The sequence below is a fragment of the Comamonas sp. 4034 genome (assembly GCF_050434545.1).
GTDB lineage: Bacteria > Pseudomonadota > Gammaproteobacteria > Burkholderiales > Burkholderiaceae_C > Comamonas > Comamonas odontotermitis.
In genome coordinates this window covers 174,615-192,796 of sequence record NZ_JBNDIT010000003.1, presented here as the reverse complement: position 1 = coordinate 192,796, position 18,182 = coordinate 174,615, and the positions used below count along the sequence as shown (strand labels likewise).

Genomic DNA, 18,182 nt, shown 5'->3' with positions numbered 1-18,182 from the left:
ACAACATTTGTTTACACAAGAAGCGCCACCCCACCCGTGTTTACGCTGAGAAATTTTGATTCTCGGCGTAACACGGTGCTGTTATATTGCAATGCAACATTAACGGAGTTTTGATGCTGTACCAACTCTACGAAACCCAGCGCGCCCTGATGGAGCCATTTGCCGAATACGCGCACGCCACATCCAAGATGTTGAGCAATCCCCTGTGGCCTGTCAGTCAGACCACCGCTGTCCAGCGTGCTTCGGCCGGCTTTGACCTGCTCTACCGCCTGGGCAAGGATTACGAGAAACCCGCATTCAACATCAACACCATCACCGCTGGCGACCACGACATTGCCGTGCACGAGCGTGTGGAGTTGACCAAGCCATTTTGCGAGCTGCGCCGTTTCAAGCGCTTTTCAGACGATCCAGCCACCCTCACTGCCATGAAGGGGCAACCCGCCGTGCTGATCGTGGCACCGCTGTCCGGCCACTACGCCACCCTGCTGCGCGAGACCGTGCGCACCATGCTCGAAGGCCACAAGGTCTACATCACCGACTGGACCAATGCCCGCTTGGTGCCCCAGTCGTCCGGAGATTTCCATCTGGATGACTATGTGAACTATGTGCAGGATTTCATTCGCCATATTCAGGAAATCTATGGTGCCTGCCACGTGGTGAGCGTCTGCCAGCCCACCGTACCGGTGCTGGCTGCCGTATCTCTGATGGCCAGCCGTGGAGAGCAGACGCCGCTGTCGATGACGATGATGGGCGGCCCGATCGATGCACGCCGCTCGCCCACCGCAGTCAACAATCTGGCGACCACGCACGATATCCAGTGGTTCGAAAACAATGTGATCTACCCGGTGCCGGCCAACTTCCCTGGCGCCGGTCGCAAGGTCTACCCGGGCTTTCTGCAGCACATGGGTTTTGTCAGCATGAACCCGGACCGCCATGCGACGAGCCACTACGACTACTTCAAGGACCTGCTCAAGGGCGATGAGGAAAGCGCAGAACACCACCGCCAGTTCTATGACGAGTACAACGCCGTGCTGGACATGGACGCCGCCTACTACTTGGAGACGCTCAAGACGGTGTTCCAGGACTTTGCCCTCGTCAAAGGCACCTGGCAGGTGCGCTCGCCCGAAGGCGTGGCGGAACTGGTGCGCCCCCAGGATATCCAGCACACCGCCTTGCTGACGGTGGAAGGTGAACTGGACGATATCTCCGGCTCCGGCCAGACCCAGGCTGCGCACGATCTGTGTACCGGCCTCAAGGGATCGGGAAACCGCCACTTCGAAGTCAAGGGTGCCGGGCACTATGGCATCTTCAGCGGCAAGCGTTGGCGCAACATGGTCTACCCCGTGCTCAAGGACTTCATCCTGGCCCACAGCGAGCTCCCCGCCAAGGCCAGCACGGTAAAATCCACGGTTTCCAAGCAGAGCAACTTGCAAACGGTGTGATCCATCCCCTTCCCCCCGACCAGCAGCCAGCCTCAGCGCTGGCTGTTTTCATTGATGCCATTGATGAGGCCCTGCCTCAGACCCAGTGCACGCGCTGCGGCTACCCTGACTGCCGAGGCTACGCCGAAGCCGTGGCCACGGGCGCAGCGGCCATCAACCAATGCCCTCCTGGCGGCGAGGAAGGCATTGCGCGCCTGGCGGCCATCACAGGCCGCGCCACGCTGCCATTGAATCCGGACCATGGCGTAGAAGCTCCACGCGTGCTCGCCCGCATCGATGAAAACTGGTGCATCGGCTGCACCCTCTGCATCAAGGTCTGCCCCACGGATGCCATTCTGGGTGCCAACAAGCGCATGCACACCATCATTGCCGAGGCCTGTACGGGCTGCGAGTTGTGCCTGCCTGTGTGCCCGGTGGACTGCATCGAACTGGACAATGCCAGCGGAGAGGCCACCGGCTGGGAGGCATGGAGCCACGAACAGGCTGAACAAGCACGCAATCGCTATCAAAAACATAGTAATCGGCGCACATCCGGCATGCGCAAACCCGCAAAAGGCCTTCAAACCACACCTGCTGGAGACGAAGACCGCTTGGCCGTCAGCAGTCCGTCCGCGGCCTTGAACAACACCAGTACGGCAGACAGCCCATCCGCTCCAACCCCTATGCCGAGCAAGGTTACGAATGGCGACACAACACCAGCAACGCCGACTGCACCTGCCGACAAAAAGGCGATGATTGCTGCCATTCTGGCCAAGGCCAGACAACAGCGCGGCAGCCCGAACTAGGCATACCGGCCGAACGTCGCACAGACGGCACACAAAGCGACACTGGCTTGCCCGCGTCCTGCGCCAAAGCCGTTGCAGCTGCGTGATAATGGTTCGCTTATGAACCCCTTGCTCCAGAAACTGCAGCCCTACCCGTTTGAGCGGCTGCGTCAGCTGTTTGCCAGTGTCACTCCGCCGGCTGACATTCCCCCCATCAGCCTGGGTATCGGCGAGCCGCGCCATCCCACGCCAGCCTTTATCAAGCAGGCCCTGGCCGACAATCTGGCCGGGCTGGCGAGCTACCCCGCCACCGCTGGCACCCCTGCGCTGCGCGACGCATTCGCGGCCTGGCTGAACACCCGCTATGGCCTGCAAGTGGATGGCCAGAAGCACACCCTGCCGGTCAATGGCAGCCGCGAGGCCCTGTTTGCGTTCACGCAGACGGTGGTGGACGCAAGCCAGCCCAACCCCATCGTGCTGTGCCCCAATCCGTTCTACCAGATCTATGAGGGCGCCACCCTGCTTGCAGGTGCCACGCCCTACTATGTGCCCAGCATTGCCGCCAGGAACTTTGCGGTGGATTGGGACAGCGTGCCCGAGGCCGTCTGGCAGCGCACGCAGCTGATCTTTGTCTGCTCTCCGGGCAACCCCACCGGTGCGGTGATGCCACTGGAGGAATGGAAGAAGCTGTTCGCGCTGTCGGACCGCTACGGTTTCGTGATTGCGTCGGACGAGTGCTACAGCGAAATCTACTTCCGTGACGAACCACCGCTGGGCGGCATGGAGGCGGCAGCCAAGCTGGGCCGCACGGATTTCAAGCGGCTGATGTCGTTCACCAGCCTCTCCAAGCGCAGCAATGTGCCTGGCCTGCGCAGCGGCTTTGTCGCAGGCGACGCTGATCTGATCAAGTCCTTTGCGCTGTACCGCACCTACCAGGGCGGCGCCATGTGCCCTTCGGTGCAGGCAGCCAGCATTGCGGCCTGGGGCGATGAATCCCATGTACGAGACAACCGCGAGCAATACCGCAAAAAGTTTGCAGAGGTGACGCCGCTCCTGTCCAGCGTGATGGATGTGCAGTTGCCCGACGCCAGCTTTTACCTGTGGGCTGGCGTGCCCGCGCACATGGGCCTGTCGGATACCGAGTTCGCCCGCGAGCTGTATGCTCAATACAATGTGACGGTTCTGCCGGGCAGCTATCTGGCCCGCGACTTCAACGGTACCAACCCTGGTGCAGGGCGTGTGCGCATGGCATTGGTGGCAGAAACCGCCGAATGCCTGCAGGCAGCCCAGCGCATCGTGCAATTCATTCAATCCTGGAAACAACGTTAAACCATGACGCAACAACTGCAAACCATCATCGAATCCGCCTGGGAAAACCGTACCACCTTGTCGTCCGCCTCGGCCCCCAAGGAAATCGTGGACGCCGTCGAGTACGTCATCAACGCCCTCGACAAGGGTGAGTTGCGCGTGGCCACCCGCGAAGGCGTAGGCCAGTGGACCGTGCACCAGTGGATCAAGAAGGCCGTGCTGCTGTCCTTCCGCCTGAACGACAACGTGCTGATGCAGGCAGGCGCCCTGAACTTCTACGACAAGGTGCCCACCAAGTTCGCCAACATGAACGACATGGACATCGCCGCCACCGGCGTGCGCGTGGTGCCACCAGCAGTGGCGCGTCGCGGCAGCTTCGTGGCCAAGGGCGCCATCCTGATGCCTTCGTATGTGAACATTGGCGCCTACGTGGGCGAAGGCACCATGGTGGACACCTGGGCGACCGTGGGCTCCTGCGCACAAGTGGGCAAGAACGTTCACCTCTCCGGCGGCGTAGGCCTGGGCGGCGTGCTCGAACCCCTGCAAGCCAACCCCACGATCATTGAAGACAACTGCTTCATCGGTGCCCGCTCCGAAATCGTGGAAGGCGTGATCGTCGAGGAGAACTCCGTGGTGTCGATGGGCGTGTACATCAGCCAATCCACCAAGATCTACAACCGCATGACTGGCGAAGTCACCTACGGCCGCATCCCTTCAGGCTCGGTGGTGGTGAGCGGCTCCATGCCATCGAAGGACGGCAGCCACAGCCTGTACTGCGCAGTGATCGTCAAGCAGGTGACGGCCGAGACCCGCGCCAAGACCAGCATCAACGACCTGCTGCGCGACTGACCGCCCCCCTGCCCCCGTATCCAAAGCCCTGCCCTGCAGGGCTTTTTTCATGGCGGCAGCCAGCGCACGGGCCGCCCCGCAGACGCAGTCAGGGGCGGGATGCGGCATGCGCGCCACATTGCGTCATCTTGGAACAAGCCGTTACCGCTGCAACGCCTACAATCGGGCCGATAAACACCGGAGGGAACAGATATGGGAACCATGGAGCGAATCTTGCGTCTGATGGCCGAAAACAAGGCATCGGACGTCTACCTGTCTGCCAATGCGCCAGCGCTGGTCAAGATCCAGGGTGACTGCATTCCCCTCAACAACCAGATCCTCACGCCTGATGCGCCGCGCACCCTGCTGGCCGAGATCGTGCCGCCCGAGCGCATCGAGGAACTGGACGAGACGGGCGAGCTGAACATGGGTGTGCCGCTCGAAGACGTGGGGCGCTTCCGTATCAGCGCCATGCACCAGCGCGGCACCTGTGCCGTCGTGATCCGCTATGTGCCCAAGGACATTCCCACGCTCGAAGAGCTGGAGCTGCCGGACATCTTTCAGGACCTGATCATGGCCAAGCGCGGCCTGGTGCTGTTCGTAGGTGCCACGGGCTCAGGCAAGAGTACGTCGCTCGCCTCCATGATCGACCATCGCAATGCCAAGCAGACCGGCCATATCCTGACCGTGGAAGACCCGGTCGAATACCTGTTCACTAACCAGCGCTCCATCATCAACCAGCGTGAAGTCGGCAGCGACACCGCGTCGCTGCAGACCGCGCTCAAGAATGCGCTGCGCCAGGCGCCCGATGTGATCATGATTGGCGAAATCCGTGACCGTGAAACCATGTCGGCCGCCATTGCCTACGCACAGTCGGGCCACCTGTGCCTGGCCACCCTGCACGGCAACAACAGCTACCATGCACTCAACCGGATTCTGAGCTTCTACCCTGTGGAAGTGCGCCCCACCATGCTGGGCGATCTGGCTTCGGCCCTGCGCGCCGTCATTTCGCAGCGCCTCGTCAAGACTGTCTCTGGCAAGCGCACTGCAGCCATCGAGGTGATGCTCAACACCAAGCTGGTGAGCGAGATGATCGAGCAAGGTGATTTCTCCGGCGTGCGCGAAGCCATGGAGAAATCGATGGCCGAAGGCTCGGTCACATTCGAAGGCGCACTGGCAGCCCTCATCAACAGCGGCAAGATCAGCCGCGAAGAGGGCCTGGCCAACTCCGACTCGCCCACCAACCTGATGTGGCGCCTGCAAAACGACTTCCAGATGGCCGCCAATGCAGCCAAGGCACAGGTAGCGGCGCAGCAGGAGCTGGATGACTCTGCCTCGTTCACCGAAATCGTGCTGGATGTGAACCAAGAGTAAGATAGCGACCGCTGGCAGCCCTGGGCGTGCCGGCGCCGCTCCCCATCTCTGACCATGCGGCCTGCGGGCCGCATTGTTTTATCCTTCTCTGCCCTGCTGCATTGCACTTTCCGATATGTCCCGTACCCTGCAATTGACCGAGCAACTGATCGCCCGCCCCTCGGTGACGCCCCAAGACGAAGGCTGCCTGGAAATGATCGCCGACCTGCTCTCGCCGCTTGGCTTTGTGTGCGAGCGTCTGGACAGCGGCCCTGCCGACTTCCGCGTGAGCAACCTCTGGGCCTTGCGCAACAGCAGCGTGGCCGGCGCCAAGACCGTGGTATTGGTGGGACACACCGATGTGGTGCCAACAGGCCCGATGGAGCAGTGGAACTCTCACCCCTTCACCCCCTCGCACCGCGACGGCAAGCTGTATGGCCGAGGCGCCAGCGACATGAAAACCTCCGTTGCTGCCTTCGTGGTGGCTGCCGAGGAGTTCGTCGCACAATACCCCGATGCCCCGCTGAACATTGCCATTTTGCTCACCAGCGATGAAGAAGGCCCCAGCGTGGACGGCACCGCCATCGTGGTGGAAGCGCTCAAGAAACGTGGTCAAAAGCTCGACTACTGTGTGGTGGGCGAGCCCACGGCAGTCAGCAGGCTGGGCGACATGATCAAGAACGGCCGCCGCGGCAGCCTGACCGGCAAGCTCACCGTGCATGGCGTTCAGGGCCATATCGCCTATCCGCAACTGGCACGCAACCCCATCCACCAGGCACTGGCCGCGCTCGACGAGCTGGCCAAAACGGTATGGGACGAGGGCAACACCTTCTTCCCGCCCACGAGCTTTCAGATGAGCAATATCCACGCCGGCACCGGCGCGGGCAACGTCATTCCTGGCCAGATGGTGGTGGATTTCAATTTCCGCTTCTGCACCGAATCCACGGCTGAGAGCCTCAAGGCCCGTGTCAAATCCACCCTGGAGCGCCATGCCCTCGAATACGACCTGAAGTGGACGCTGGGTGGCAAACCTTTCCTGACCACTCCCGGCACCTTGGTGGCAGCCGTGCAGCAGGCAGTGCGTGACGAAGTGGGCATTGAGACCGAGCTGTCGACCACCGGCGGTACCAGTGATGGCCGCTTCATCGCCGAAATCTGCCCCGAGATCATCGAAATCGGCCCGCCCAACGCATCCATCCACAAAATTGATGAGCATGTAGCGCTGGCAGACATCGAGCCCCTCAAGAACATCTACCGCCGCATTCTGGAAAATCTGGGCAAGTAAATCGTTTTGCCGCATGAACAGGTCGCGGCCGATAGCTGCAGCTTGCCGTCGGCGGGCCTTGCCGCGCCTACAATCGCCTTTACATTTGTTCACCCCGTTTCTGCCATGACCACCATCCGCTCCCTGATCGACGACAGCGCAGCTGCACTCACCGCCGCCGTGGTGCACTTTGGCCATGGAACCACCAATGCGCAGGATGAAGCCGCCTGGCTGGTGCTGTGGGCTCTGGGCCTGCCGATGGATGTGGACAGCAGTACCGAAGGCGAAGATGCCGTGGGCGCACGGCCCGTCAGCGATGCCGACCGCGCCAAGGTGCAAGCCCTGGTGGAACAGCGCATTACGACGCGCAAACCCGCCGCCTACCTGACGCAGCAGGCATGGCTGCAAGGCGTGCCCTTCTATATTGACGAGCGCTCCATCGTGCCGCGCAGCCTGATTGCCGAGCTGCTGGCCGACGGCAGCATTGACGAATGGCTGAGCACCACCACCCACCAGGTGCTCGATCTGTGCACCGGCAATGGCAGCCTGGCCTGCCTGGCGGCCATGGCCTATCCCGATGTGGCAGTGACCGGCGCCGACCTCTCGCCCGATGCCTTGGCAGTTGCCCGCATCAATGTAGAAAAGCACGGCCTGCAGGACCGTGTCACGCTCGTGCAGTCCAACGGCATGGCACAGGCGCGCGGCCCCTGGGACCTGATTCTGTGCAATCCACCCTACGTGAACGCCGACAGCATGGCGCGCCTGCCCCTGGAATACCGCGCCGAGCCCGTGATGGCATTGGCTGGCGGCAAGGACGGCATGGATTTTGTGCGCCTGCTGGTGCGCGACCTGCCTCAGCGCCTGACCGAAGACGGCGTGCTGGTGCTGGAGATCGGCAATGAACGCGAACACTTTGAAGCCGCCTTTCGCGGCCTGCCCGTGTTCTGGATGAACACCAGCGCCGGCGACGACCAGGTGCTGCTGCTGACGCGCGATGCGCTTGTGCACTGGATGCATGAGCAGCCAACACAGTTCTGAAACAGTTCTGAGGATGCCGCCCCGTCAATTTGCTATATATTAAATAGCATATAGCGCTTATCCATCAAGCGCCAATGGTTCTTTTCATCCAAATTCACCAGCAGATCCGGCGCAACGGATGGGCGGCTAGTACGCCATCACCTTGCAGGCCAGCTTGCTGATGGGCCCGTGCAGATAGCCTTCCAGCCTGGGCGGCAGCAGCAGGGGCTTGAGCAGCATGCGCACGGCCATGTCGGCTGGCAGGCCGGTGCTCACCAGGTGGTAGATGCGCTGGGCCACGTCCTCGAACTTGCGTTCCGGCGTGCAGAAAAGCGACCCCTTGTGCGCAAACACATGGCGCAGCGCCACATCCGAGTCACTCTCGCGCAATTCCTTCAAGCGGCTGTACAGGGCCCCCGCAATGCGCGTGCGGCCAATCGGCGCCTCCTTCTGCAAGGTCTTGAAATAGGCCAGAAAGTGCTTGAAGTGCCCCACCTCATCGTTGCGGATGTGGCCCAGCAGCTGCGTCAGCACCGGCTCGTGGCTGAGCTCGCGCAGGGTATGGTAGTAGGCTGTGGTGCCTGTTTCCACCACGCAGCGCGCCACCATCTCCAGCCGCCGGTCGCTGAACAGCTCCTCCACGGTGCACAACTGCGAATACTCGGCAAAAAAGCTGTCGTAGGCCTGCTGCCACGGAAAGCCGGGCCACACGGTTTCCACATAGCGGCGCAGCGATGCGCCATGCTGCAGCTCTTCATGCTCCCACTCCTGCACCAGCCAGTCGCTGATCTGCGGATACTGTGCGTAGTGCTCGCCCAGGTTGGCGGCATAAGTGTCCGAGCCCGTCTCCACGAATGAGGCACTCATCAGCAGATAGAACAGATCCTCGTCGCCTTCGATGGCGGCGCGGTCTATGCGGTGATAGGGAATGTCGTCGATCTTCCAGTGACCGCGCGGCTGCGCAGTGTCGTGCCCGGTGTTGCCTTGCGGAACCCGGTTTTGCGATGTTGTCGCTGTCATGGCGCTTTCCTTGTCTTGACCCAGGGCTGCAGTCCCTGTCTGTCAAGCCACAGCCCGTGTGTGACTGCAGTATGACCAGTGCGTGTCCATTGAATGACGGCAATGCTGTGAATCATCTTAACGATTGCATCTCCACGCAACAATCCATCTGCCGCTCGATGGCGGCAATGGCCTACAAATTCAGCAGCCTGCATGCCGCCCGCAAACCCAGTCAGCCAAACATGCACTTGCAGCCGTAGCGATTTGCCACAAATGGGGCGCCGCCCGCATAGAGGCCCCGCAACCTGCTAGAGAGGGGCCGCGCGGCGATAATTCACCCCAGTCATGATTACGCTGAAAAACATTACGCTGCGCCGCGGCACCAAGGTTCTGCTCGACCAGGTGAACGCCACCATCAACCCCGGAGAGTCCGTTGGCCTTGTGGGTCGCAACGGAGCGGGCAAATCCACCCTGTTTGCGCTGCTGAACGGCTCGCTGTCCGAAGACGGAGGCGATTTCTACATTCCTGCGCAATGGCGCATGGCCCAGGTGGCCCAGCACATGCCCGAGACCACCGAATCGGCCACGCAGTTCGTGCTGGACGGTGATACGCGCCTGGCAGAGGTGAACGCGCAGCTGCTGGCCGCCGAAGAGACCGGCGACGGCATGGCCATCGCCCAGGCCCATGCCGATCTGCACGATGCCGGTGCGCATGACGCCACGGCGCGCGCGCAGGCCCTGATCCTGGGCCTGGGCTTCAAGGTGTCGGAGCTGGACCAGCCCGTCAACAGCTTCTCGGGCGGATGGCGCATGCGCCTGCAGCTGGCCCGCGCGCTGATGTGTCCCAGCGACCTGCTGCTGCTCGACGAACCCACCAACCACCTGGACCTGGACGCCCTGGTCTGGCTGGAGGCCTGGCTCAAGCGCTATCCCGGCACGCTGATTACCATTAGCCATGACCGCGAGTTCCTCGACGCCATCACCAATGTCACCCTGCATATCGAAAATGCGCGGCTGACCCGTTACGGCGGCAACTACAGCAAGTTTGAAGAACTGCAGGCCCAGCAACTGGAGCTGCAGCAATCATCGTTCGAGCGCCAGCAGGACAAGATTGCCCACCTGCAGAAGTTCATCGACCGCTTCAAGGCCAAGGCCAGCAAGGCCAAGCAGGCGCAAAGCCGCATGAAGCAGATCGAGCGCATGGAAAAAGTGGCTCCGGTGCTGGCCGCCGCAGAGTTCACCTTCGAATTCAAGGAGCCCGCGAACCTGCCCAACCCCATGCTGGCCATCACCGATGCTGCTTTCGGCTATACCGACGAGCAGGATCAGGAAACCGTGATTCTGCGGGACGTGAGCCGCTCCGTGCTTGCAGGCCAGCGCATTGGCATCCTGGGCGCGAACGGCCAGGGTAAATCCACACTGGTCAAGACCATCGCCCGCGAAATGAAGGCGCTCGCCGGCAAGGTGACCGAGGGCAAGGGCCTGAACATCGGCTACTTTGCCCAACAGGAGCTGGACGTGCTGCGCCCCGAGGAAAATCCGCTGGAGCACATGATCCGTCTGGCCAAGGAAATCGGCGCAGAAGGCAACAGTGCGCGCGAGCAGGATCTGCGCAGCTATCTGGGCACCTTCAATTTCAGCGGCGACATGGTCAAGCAGGCTGTGGGCAGCATGAGCGGCGGAGAAAAGGCTCGCCTCGTGCTGGCCATGATCGTGTGGCAACGCCCCAACCTGCTGCTGCTCGACGAGCCGACCAACCACCTGGATCTGGCAACCCGCGAAGCCCTGGCCATGGCCATCAACGATTTCGACGGCACCGTCATGCTCGTCTCGCACGACCGGCACCTGCTGCGCGCCGTCTGCGAAGACTTCTGGCTGGTGGGCCGCGGCAAGGTCGGCCCGTTTGATGGCGACCTGGACGACTACCAGCGTTACCTGCTCGACGAATCCAAGCGCCTGCGCGAAGAAGCCCGGCAGGCGGAGCAGGACGCTCGCGGCCAGAATACGGAGAAAAATCAGCCTTCTGCATCCACTCAGCAAGCGCCGGACGCTATAAAATTAATAGCATCCAAACCTACCGCGCCTAAAACAGAAGCAGCATTCGATCCCAAGGAAGCCCGTCGCCAGGCCGCAGCCGCGCGCCAGCAACTGGCCGACAAGACCAAGCCCTTCAAGAAAGAGCTGGAACAGATCGACAAAAAGCTCCCGCAGCTTGCCACTGAGCGCAGCGCGCTGGAAGAAAAGCTGGCCACGCCCGGCCTGTCCGGCCCCGACGTGGTGGAAGCCGGCAAGCAACTCGCCACAGTCAACAACAGCATCGAGCAACTGGAAGAGCGCTGGCTGGAGCTGTCCGAGCAGATCGAAGCGATTGCCCAGGAGCTGGGCGCGACGGCCTGATTTACAGCACGACCACCCCAAGCGTCAACCCGCCCCCAGGACCACCGCATGCAACGCACGATTCGCAGCAAGGAATTCACCGCCGAGCGCGCCTGGGGAGCGCTGGACATCGCCCACCTGGGCGGCACCAGCGTACGCCTGCACTGGACGGACCAGCCCTACATCTGGCACGTCAACGATGGCGAGGAAGTCTTCGCGGTCATGGACGGCACGGTGGTCATGCACTACCGCGAGGCTGGTGTTGAAAAACGCACCACCTTGCACGGTGGCGACATCTTCCATGCCGGCATCGGCTGCGAGCATGTGGCGCATCCGCAGGGCGCGGCGCGAATTCTGGTGATCGAAAAGGCGGGCAGTGTGTAGCGCCGGACATACGCAGCTTTGGCCACGCCACACTACACTGGGCTTCCCCACTGCAATGAAGTTGCCATGCACGAAGACCCACCCCGCGACACAGAAGAGCGCAATGTTCGCATGGGTTGCGGTACCTTGCTGGGCCTGTTTGTCGCGGGCTTGATTGGCTTCCAGACTTATCCCAGCTGGGCGGCATGGGCCCTGCTTTGCATCGTCTGCGTCATCATCTGTGCCTGGCTTGCCGTACGCTTTGGTGATGGCTTCTGGTACAAAGCGCTTGAACTGTTGCGCTGGTGGTAGCGCTTGCGTCTCCCCCTGGAGCGCGCCAAGAGCGCGCCAGTTACTCCTTTTCCTGCAGCAAACGCCACATCACCTTGCCGCTGCCACTCTTGGGCAGGTGATCAACCAGTTGCACGATGCGCGGCGCCTTGTACACCGCCATATGCTCGTGGCACCAGGCGATGATGTCCTGCTCGCTCACCTGCCCCTGGTGTGAAGGGCGCAGCACCACCACGGCCTTCACCGTCTCGCCCCGGTAGGGGTCTCTGGCAGAGATCACACAGGCTTCCAGAATGGCGGGGTGGCGGTACATCAGACTCTCCACCTCGGCAGGCCATACCTTGTAACCGCTGGCGTTGATCATGCGCTTCAAGCGATCGGTCAGGAAGAAGTAGCCGTCCTCATCGCGGTACCCCAGGTCTCCGGTGCGAAAAAAGCGCTCACCGCCCACCTGCACAAAGCTGGTTTCCGTCGCGCCGGGCTGCTTCCAGTAGCCTTGCAGCACCTGCGGGCCACGCACCACAATCTCGCCCACCTCGCCAGGAGGCAACTCCTGCAGGGTGTCAGGGTCGATCACCTTGGACTGCATGCCGATATGCGGCACGCCCAGGCATTGCTGCTTGGGATGCTCATACGGATTGGCATGCGAGGCCCCACAGGTCTCGGTCATGCCGTAGCCTTCGATGTAATCGAGTCCCCACAGATCCTTGATGCGCTGGGCCACGGGCTGCGGCATGGCGGCGCCCCCGCCACCAATGTAGACGAGGCTGCGCATATCCACCTGCGCCAGTTGGGGGCTGGCCAGCAGATCCACCACCATGGTCGGAATATTGGCCCAGTGCGTCACACGCCAGCGCAGCATCAGGCCCGCAGCCAAGTTGCGATCCCAGCGCGGCATGATGACCAGGGTTGCCCCCGCGCCAATCAGCACATGCATGATCGAGACCATGCCGGTGATATGGAACATGGGCGCCACCACCAGATTGACGCTTTCAGTGCTTTGGCGTCCCCACAGCAGGCCCGCCTGCACCGCGTGCTGGATGTGGCTGTGCGCATGGATGCACCCCTTGGGCTTGCCCGTGGTTCCGCTGGTATAGGGCAGGATCGCCATGTCGGCGGCGCCCACGCTGAGGGGCGGCGGGGCATTGGTGCACTGCAGCGCCTGCTGCCACGATGCCACCGAGGCTCCGGGCAGCAGGCTGGCATCCGGCAATGCATGCTCGCCCAGCAGCCAGGCCGCCCAGGCCTGCGGAAAATCGGCCTGCTGCTGCACCTGGGGCGGCATGGCATCCGCAAAGCGGGTGATGAGCAGGTGGCGCAGCGGCTCCGCGCCGGGCATCTGGCTTACCTGGTGATTGGCCTGTACCAATGCGCCAGCCAGATCGGTGGTGGTGATGGCCACACGCGCAGCCGCATCGGTGATGTAGTGCGCCAGCTCATCGGCCGTGTTCATGGGGTTGACGGGCACCACCACCGCATTGGCACGCAGAATGGCATAGTGCGCCAGCACCAGTTGCGGGCAGTTCTGCATCAGCAGGATCACGCGGTCGCCCCGCTGCACGCCCTGTGCATGCAGGTGCGCCGCCAGCCGCTCGGTGATCTGCTCCATCTGCCGGTAGGTAATGACCTGCTCGAAGAACACCAGGGCCGCATGATCGGGGTAGCGCCGCGCATTGACCGCCAGGTTGTCCCATACCGAAGTCTGCGGCACCGTCAGCCGCGTGGGCACGCGCCCCGGCCAGTAGCGCGTAGGCGCGGGCGGCGGCGAAGCATGCGCAGGGGACAGGGCAGCGAAGGAAACAGTCATGGCGCGATCCGGTGCAATCAATATCTGCGCCAGTATCGCCAACCGCCCTGCCCGGCAGGGGTCACGTGCGGGACGACTGAGTGCCGCCTTTAGCGGGCTAGAGCCCGATAGCCCCGGCCTGCGCGCGCACCCAGTGCAGCACGGCCTGCCATTGGCGCGCCGCACATTGCAATGCAGCAAATTGTGGATGGCTGTCGCCCGCCTCGCGGTATGCCCGGTCTGCCATGACCGCGTCCTGCCACATCTGCGCCTGCTGCTCTACCTGTGCTTGCTGAAACTGCACCAGCAAACTACCGGGTGATTCGCACAGGGTGTAGTGGTAAGGGTTGCTTCCATGGCGCCAAAAGCGCCATTGCAGCCGCAACGCATCGCGCGTCACCGCCCTACCCTGCAGCCGCTGCCAATGGTGGAAGGCCTCGTGCATCAACCAGCCGGTGATCATCGGATGGCTCAGCCGCAAGGGCTGGCGTGGATCGTCGCCCGCAAAGCAATACCTCGGAAACGACAGAAAGCCGCCATTGAAGGACAGGGCGCGCCGCGTATCGCCCAGCCGCCGCAAATGCACGCGCATGCGGCGCCAGCGGGGATCAGCCGGCTCGCCAAAATATTGCGCGAGCAAAGCCCATTCCGCCGCGCACAAGGGGCGCGACCAGAACAGTGCCTGGCGGCAGCCCGCCACGAGAGATGTCATCTTCACGCTGGTGATTGTGGCATCGCCAGCGGCCTTGCAATCCCTTCTGCAGCGCCGATACAGACCGCGTTCCTACCCTATCGGCCGTCGCAGCGCATGCACTGCGCGGCTTCATGGTGCACGGCGGCACTTCATCGCTCTGCCCTGGTGCATGTTCTTGCTGGTTAACACCGATTTCGTTTGTCGCAATAAATTGGATACTGAATACATAAATAGCAAAACATCTGTTTACACATCAGCGATTCAGGCACGATATTTGCGTATTACTGGCCAGTTATTCCTTCCGCATCCCGATATTTGTATACAAGGAGTGTGACATGAGCTTGAGTTCCCCACGCCGCCGCTTTCACAAAAACCTGCTTGGGGCCACGCTGGCCACCTGCAGTCTGCTCCAACTGAGCGCGGCACAGGCGCAAACCGTGCACAAGGTGCGCTACGAGGAAGTGGTGCGATCCGTTCTGTATGTTCCCATGTATGCAGGCCTCAAGAAAGGCATGTTCAAGGACGAGGGGATCGAGCTGACGATGAAGACCTCGCAGGGCACGGACAAGGGCATGGCGGCCCTGCTCTCGGGCAGCGCCGATATCGTGCTGATCGGGCCCGAGGCCTCCATCTATGTCGCCAACAGCGAATCGCCGGTCAAGCCTGTGGTGTTTGCGGGGCTCACAGCCACCGACGGCTTCCTGCTGATGGGCCGCAAGCCCGATCCAGCCTTTGACTGGAACAAGCTCAAGGGCAGCAAGATCATGTCCTTCCGCCCCGGCTCCAACCCCGACATATTCCTGGAAGCCGCGCTGCGCAAGAAAGGGCTCGATCCGAAAAAGGACGTGAAGCTCGTCAACAACATCGGCCCCGCTGCCCGCACCGGCGCCTGGCTCGCTGGGCAGAACGACTACGCCACCTTCCTGGAGCCCGAGGCCAGCACGCTGGAGAAAGAAGGCAAGGCCTTCCCGCTTGGCTCGGTCGGCAAGGAAGCCGGCATGGTCGACTACACGGTCTTCACCACCACCGATGCCTACCTGAAGAAGAACCGCGCCGCCGTTCAGGCCTGGACCCAGGCCGTGGCCAAGGCGCAGAAATTTACCGCTGCCGCACCCGCTGCTGAACTGGCCGACCTGGTGGGCGAGTACTTCACCGGCGTGAGCAAGCCCGAGCTGACCAGCGCCATCGAGCGCTACCAGACGCTGAACCTCTGGAAGAAGACGCCTCTCGTTGAAAAGGAAGCCATGGACAAGCTGCAGGACATGCTGGTGCAGGGCGGCGTGCTGGAGGCATCGAAGAAAGTCGATTACGCCCGGTTCGTGGACATGAGCCTGGTGCAGAAGTGAGGACGGTGCCATGAACAGCCCCTACCGCATCCATGTCGACAATGTGTCGCTGCGCTATTTCACCCAACAGGGCGAGACGCAGGCGCTGCAGAACATCAACCTCTCGGTCAAACCGGGGGAATTCATCAGCCTGATCGGCCAATCGGGCTGCGGCAAGAGCACGCTGCTGTCCATTCTGGCGGGAATTCTGCCCCCATCCAGCGGCAACGTGTTCGTCGATGGCAGCGCCATCGTCGGCCCCAACCCGCGCATCGGCTACATGCTGCAGCAGGATTACCTGTTCGAATGGCGCACCATCCTGGAAAACACCTTGCTGGGCGCGCAGATCCAGAACAAGGACATGGCTGCTGCAGAAAAACGCGCCATCGGCCTGCTGCAAAAGTGCGGCATGGGCGACTACCTGCACCACTACCCGCGCCAGCTCTCGGGCGGCATGCGCCAGCGCGTGGCCCTGGCGCGCACCCTGGTCACCAACCCGGATGTAGTGCTGCTGGACGAGCCGTTTTCCGCACTCGACTCTCAGACCCGCCTGTCGATTGCCGACGAGGTGGTGGATGTGCTGCGCGACGAGGGCAAGTCCGTGATTCTGGTCACCCACGACATTGGCGAGGCCATTGCGATGACCGACCGCGTCATCGTGCTCTCGCGCCGCCCCGGCCGCATCAAATCGGTGCACCACATGGATTTTCCATCGACCGGCGGCAAGCGCCCGACCCCATTCGAGGCACGCGGCTGCCCCGAGTTCAACGACTATTTCAACGTGCTGTGGGATGAAATCGACGCCCACGTGGAAGGCTGAACATGAGCACCGTGATGAACACCACCAACACACAGGCCACCAGCCCGCCCGATGCCCGCAGCCCCGAATATGTGCAATGGCTCGCACAGATCCAGCGCCGCAAGCTGCTGATCACGGCCAGCCGCATCGGCGTGCTGGCTGTCTTTCTGGCTGTCTGGGAGATTCTGGCGCGCACCCAGGTCATCAACCCCATGCTGACCAGCTACCCCTCGGCCGTGCTTCCCACACTGGTCGAACTGTTCAAGACCGGCGATCTGACAGGGCACACCTGGATCACCTTCAAGGCCACCATCATCGGCTTTGCCGTCAGCATGGTGCTGGGCGTTCTGATCGCGGCCCTGCTGTGGTGGAGCGGCTTTCTGAAAAAGGTGCTCGACCCTTTCCTCGTGATTGCCAATGCCATGCCCAAGATCGCCTTCGTGCCCATCTTCTACATCTGGCTGGGCTCCGAGTATTCGGTGTACGGCATGGCCGTCGCCATCTCGCTCTTCATCACCATCATGGTGGTGTACGAAGGCTTTCAGGCCATCGACCCCAACAAGATCAAACTGGCCACCACCCTGGGCGCCAGCAAGATGCAGGTGATGCGCTATGTCGTCTTCCCCGGCAGCGTGCCTGCCGTGATTGCGGCGATCAAGATGAACATCGGCCTGTCGCTGATCGGTGTGATCGTGGGCGAATTCCAGTCCTCCAGCGCCGGCCTGGGCTTTCTCATCGTCAATGGCAGCCAGGTCTTCAAGCTCAACATCGTGATGGCCGCCATCGTGGTGCTGGCCATGCTGTCCGCCGTCATGTACCTGGCCGTCACCCGCCTGGAAAAGGCCGTGCAGCACCGCTACGCATAAAGAAACAGAAACCGCGAGGACCTATGCAATTTGAACCATGGATCGTGGAGCGCGTAAAGGCACGCCAGGGCGTACTCCACCCCTACGACACGCTCGATGTCACCACCACCGCCTTTGTCGTGGTCGATCTGCAGAAATACTACACACAGCCCGGCTTTCAGGGCGAATGCGCGCCGGCACGCGGTATTTTTGACAACGTCAACAAACTGGCCGCAGCCATGCGCGCACGCGGCGGCAAAGTGGTATGGATCAAGACCAACGCAGATGGCGCCGACCAGTTCTGGTCGCACCACCACAGGCACATGCTCACCCCCGAGCGCAGTGCCCGCCGCCTGCTGGAGCTGAGTGCCAGCCACGAAGGCTTCGAGATGCCCGACACGCTGGATGTACAGGAAAACGACCTCACGGTCGTCAAGCGCTGCTACAGCGCACTGGCACCGGGGGCCTCTGAGCTGGACGCGGTGCTCAAGGCCCATGGCATCCGCACCGTGCTGATCGGTGGCACCGTCACCAACGTGTGCTGCGAATCCACCGCCCGCGATGCCATGATGCTCGACTACGCCACCATCATGGTCGACGATGCGCTGGCCGCCGTCACCCCGTATGAGCACGAGCACTCGCTCAACAACTGGATGCTTTTCTTTGGCGATGTGCTCACCGTGGACGAAGTGGTAGAGCGCCTGCGCTGATCCATGGTGGCATGACCC

The 18,182-nt window shown here is 62.1% G+C and carries 17 protein-coding genes; 14 read left to right on the top strand and 3 right to left on the bottom strand.

Annotated elements, in window-relative coordinates; genetic code table 11:
- Positions 1-113 precede the first annotated feature (113 nt).
- The 7 genes from ABIE32_RS05095 to prmB all read left to right on the top strand — a co-directional run bounded on the left by ABIE32_RS05095 (position 114) and on the right by prmB (position 7,997).
- Complete coding sequence (locus tag ABIE32_RS05095) at positions 114-1,442, top strand: polyhydroxyalkanoate depolymerase (RefSeq protein ID WP_224152099.1); 1,329 nt, start codon at positions 114-116, stop codon at positions 1,440-1,442.
- Complete coding sequence (gene rsxB / locus ABIE32_RS05090) at positions 1,442-2,227, top strand: electron transport complex subunit RsxB (RefSeq protein WP_429014619.1); 786 nt, start codon at positions 1,442-1,444, stop codon at positions 2,225-2,227. The genes ABIE32_RS05095 and rsxB overlap by 1 nt, the downstream gene beginning before the upstream one ends.
- 99 nt (positions 2,228-2,326) lie before the next feature.
- Positions 2,327-3,535 carry a succinyldiaminopimelate transaminase gene (gene dapC, locus ABIE32_RS05085; RefSeq protein WP_429014488.1) on the top strand — a complete coding sequence of 403 codons (1,209 nt, stop codon included), beginning with the start codon at positions 2,327-2,329 and terminating at the stop codon, positions 3,533-3,535.
- A 3-nt stretch (positions 3,536-3,538) separates the two neighbouring features.
- Positions 3,539-4,363, top strand: coding sequence for a 2,3,4,5-tetrahydropyridine-2,6-dicarboxylate N-succinyltransferase (gene dapD, locus ABIE32_RS05080; protein WP_224152097.1), 825 nt, complete (start codon positions 3,539-3,541; stop codon positions 4,361-4,363).
- A 192-nt stretch (positions 4,364-4,555) separates the two neighbouring features.
- Positions 4,556-5,716 carry a PilT/PilU family type 4a pilus ATPase gene (locus ABIE32_RS05075; protein WP_224152096.1) on the top strand — a complete coding sequence of 387 codons (1,161 nt, stop codon included), beginning with the start codon at positions 4,556-4,558 and terminating at the stop codon, positions 5,714-5,716.
- A 115-nt stretch (positions 5,717-5,831) separates the two neighbouring features.
- On the top strand, positions 5,832-6,980 hold the full coding sequence (gene dapE / locus ABIE32_RS05070; RefSeq protein ID WP_429014485.1) for a succinyl-diaminopimelate desuccinylase: 1,149 nt from the start codon (positions 5,832-5,834) through the stop codon (positions 6,978-6,980).
- A 105-nt stretch (positions 6,981-7,085) separates the two neighbouring features.
- A complete protein-coding gene (gene prmB, locus ABIE32_RS05065; protein ID WP_429014484.1) occupies positions 7,086-7,997 on the top strand; it encodes a 50S ribosomal protein L3 N(5)-glutamine methyltransferase in 912 nt (303 codons plus the stop codon).
- Positions 7,998-8,123: 126 nt separating this feature from the next.
- On the opposite strand, the gene ABIE32_RS05060 is transcribed toward prmB, so the two are convergent.
- Positions 8,124-8,996, bottom strand: coding sequence for a ferritin-like domain-containing protein (locus ABIE32_RS05060; protein WP_429014482.1), 873 nt, complete (start codon positions 8,994-8,996; stop codon positions 8,124-8,126).
- A 324-nt stretch (positions 8,997-9,320) separates the two neighbouring features.
- Between ABIE32_RS05060 and ABIE32_RS05055 the strand changes: the two genes are divergently transcribed.
- From ABIE32_RS05055 to ABIE32_RS05045, 3 genes are all read left to right on the top strand, one after another.
- Positions 9,321-11,372 carry an ABC-F family ATP-binding cassette domain-containing protein gene (locus ABIE32_RS05055; RefSeq protein ID WP_429014481.1) on the top strand — a complete coding sequence of 684 codons (2,052 nt, stop codon included), beginning with the start codon at positions 9,321-9,323 and terminating at the stop codon, positions 11,370-11,372.
- 48 nt (positions 11,373-11,420) lie between these two features.
- Complete coding sequence (locus ABIE32_RS05050; RefSeq protein WP_224152091.1) at positions 11,421-11,735, top strand: cupin; 315 nt, start codon at positions 11,421-11,423, stop codon at positions 11,733-11,735.
- Positions 11,736-11,801: 66 nt separating this feature from the next.
- Positions 11,802-12,026, top strand: coding sequence for a hypothetical protein (locus tag ABIE32_RS05045; RefSeq protein WP_429014480.1), 225 nt, complete (start codon positions 11,802-11,804; stop codon positions 12,024-12,026).
- 40 nt (positions 12,027-12,066) lie between these two features.
- Here the strand turns inward: ABIE32_RS05045 and ABIE32_RS05040 are convergent, their stop codons facing one another.
- Positions 12,067-13,812, bottom strand: a complete 1,746-nt coding sequence (locus ABIE32_RS05040; RefSeq protein WP_429014478.1) for a long-chain fatty acid--CoA ligase — start codon at positions 13,810-13,812, stop codon at positions 12,067-12,069.
- A gap of 97 nt (positions 13,813-13,909) precedes the next feature.
- Positions 13,910-14,509: a hypothetical protein gene (locus ABIE32_RS05035; protein ID WP_429014476.1), complete on the bottom strand. Its 600-nt coding sequence runs from the start codon at positions 14,507-14,509 to the stop codon at positions 13,910-13,912.
- 311 nt (positions 14,510-14,820) lie between these two features.
- On the opposite strand from ABIE32_RS05035, the gene ABIE32_RS05030 reads away from it, so the two are divergent.
- Genes ABIE32_RS05030 through ABIE32_RS05015 form a run of 4 tightly spaced genes read left to right on the top strand, consistent with a single transcriptional unit; the run spans position 14,821 to position 18,164 of the window.
- Complete coding sequence (locus ABIE32_RS05030) at positions 14,821-15,831, top strand: ABC transporter substrate-binding protein (RefSeq protein WP_429014474.1); 1,011 nt, start codon at positions 14,821-14,823, stop codon at positions 15,829-15,831.
- 10 nt (positions 15,832-15,841) lie between these two features.
- Positions 15,842-16,630, top strand: a complete 789-nt coding sequence (locus ABIE32_RS05025; protein ID WP_429014473.1) for an ABC transporter ATP-binding protein — start codon at positions 15,842-15,844, stop codon at positions 16,628-16,630.
- Between the two features lie 14 nt (positions 16,631-16,644).
- Positions 16,645-17,475, top strand: a complete 831-nt coding sequence (locus tag ABIE32_RS05020; RefSeq protein WP_429014471.1) for an ABC transporter permease — start codon at positions 16,645-16,647, stop codon at positions 17,473-17,475.
- A gap of 23 nt (positions 17,476-17,498) precedes the next feature.
- Positions 17,499-18,164, top strand: a complete 666-nt coding sequence (locus tag ABIE32_RS05015; protein ID WP_429014469.1) for an isochorismatase family protein — start codon at positions 17,499-17,501, stop codon at positions 18,162-18,164.
- Positions 18,165-18,182: the final 18 nt, after the last annotated feature.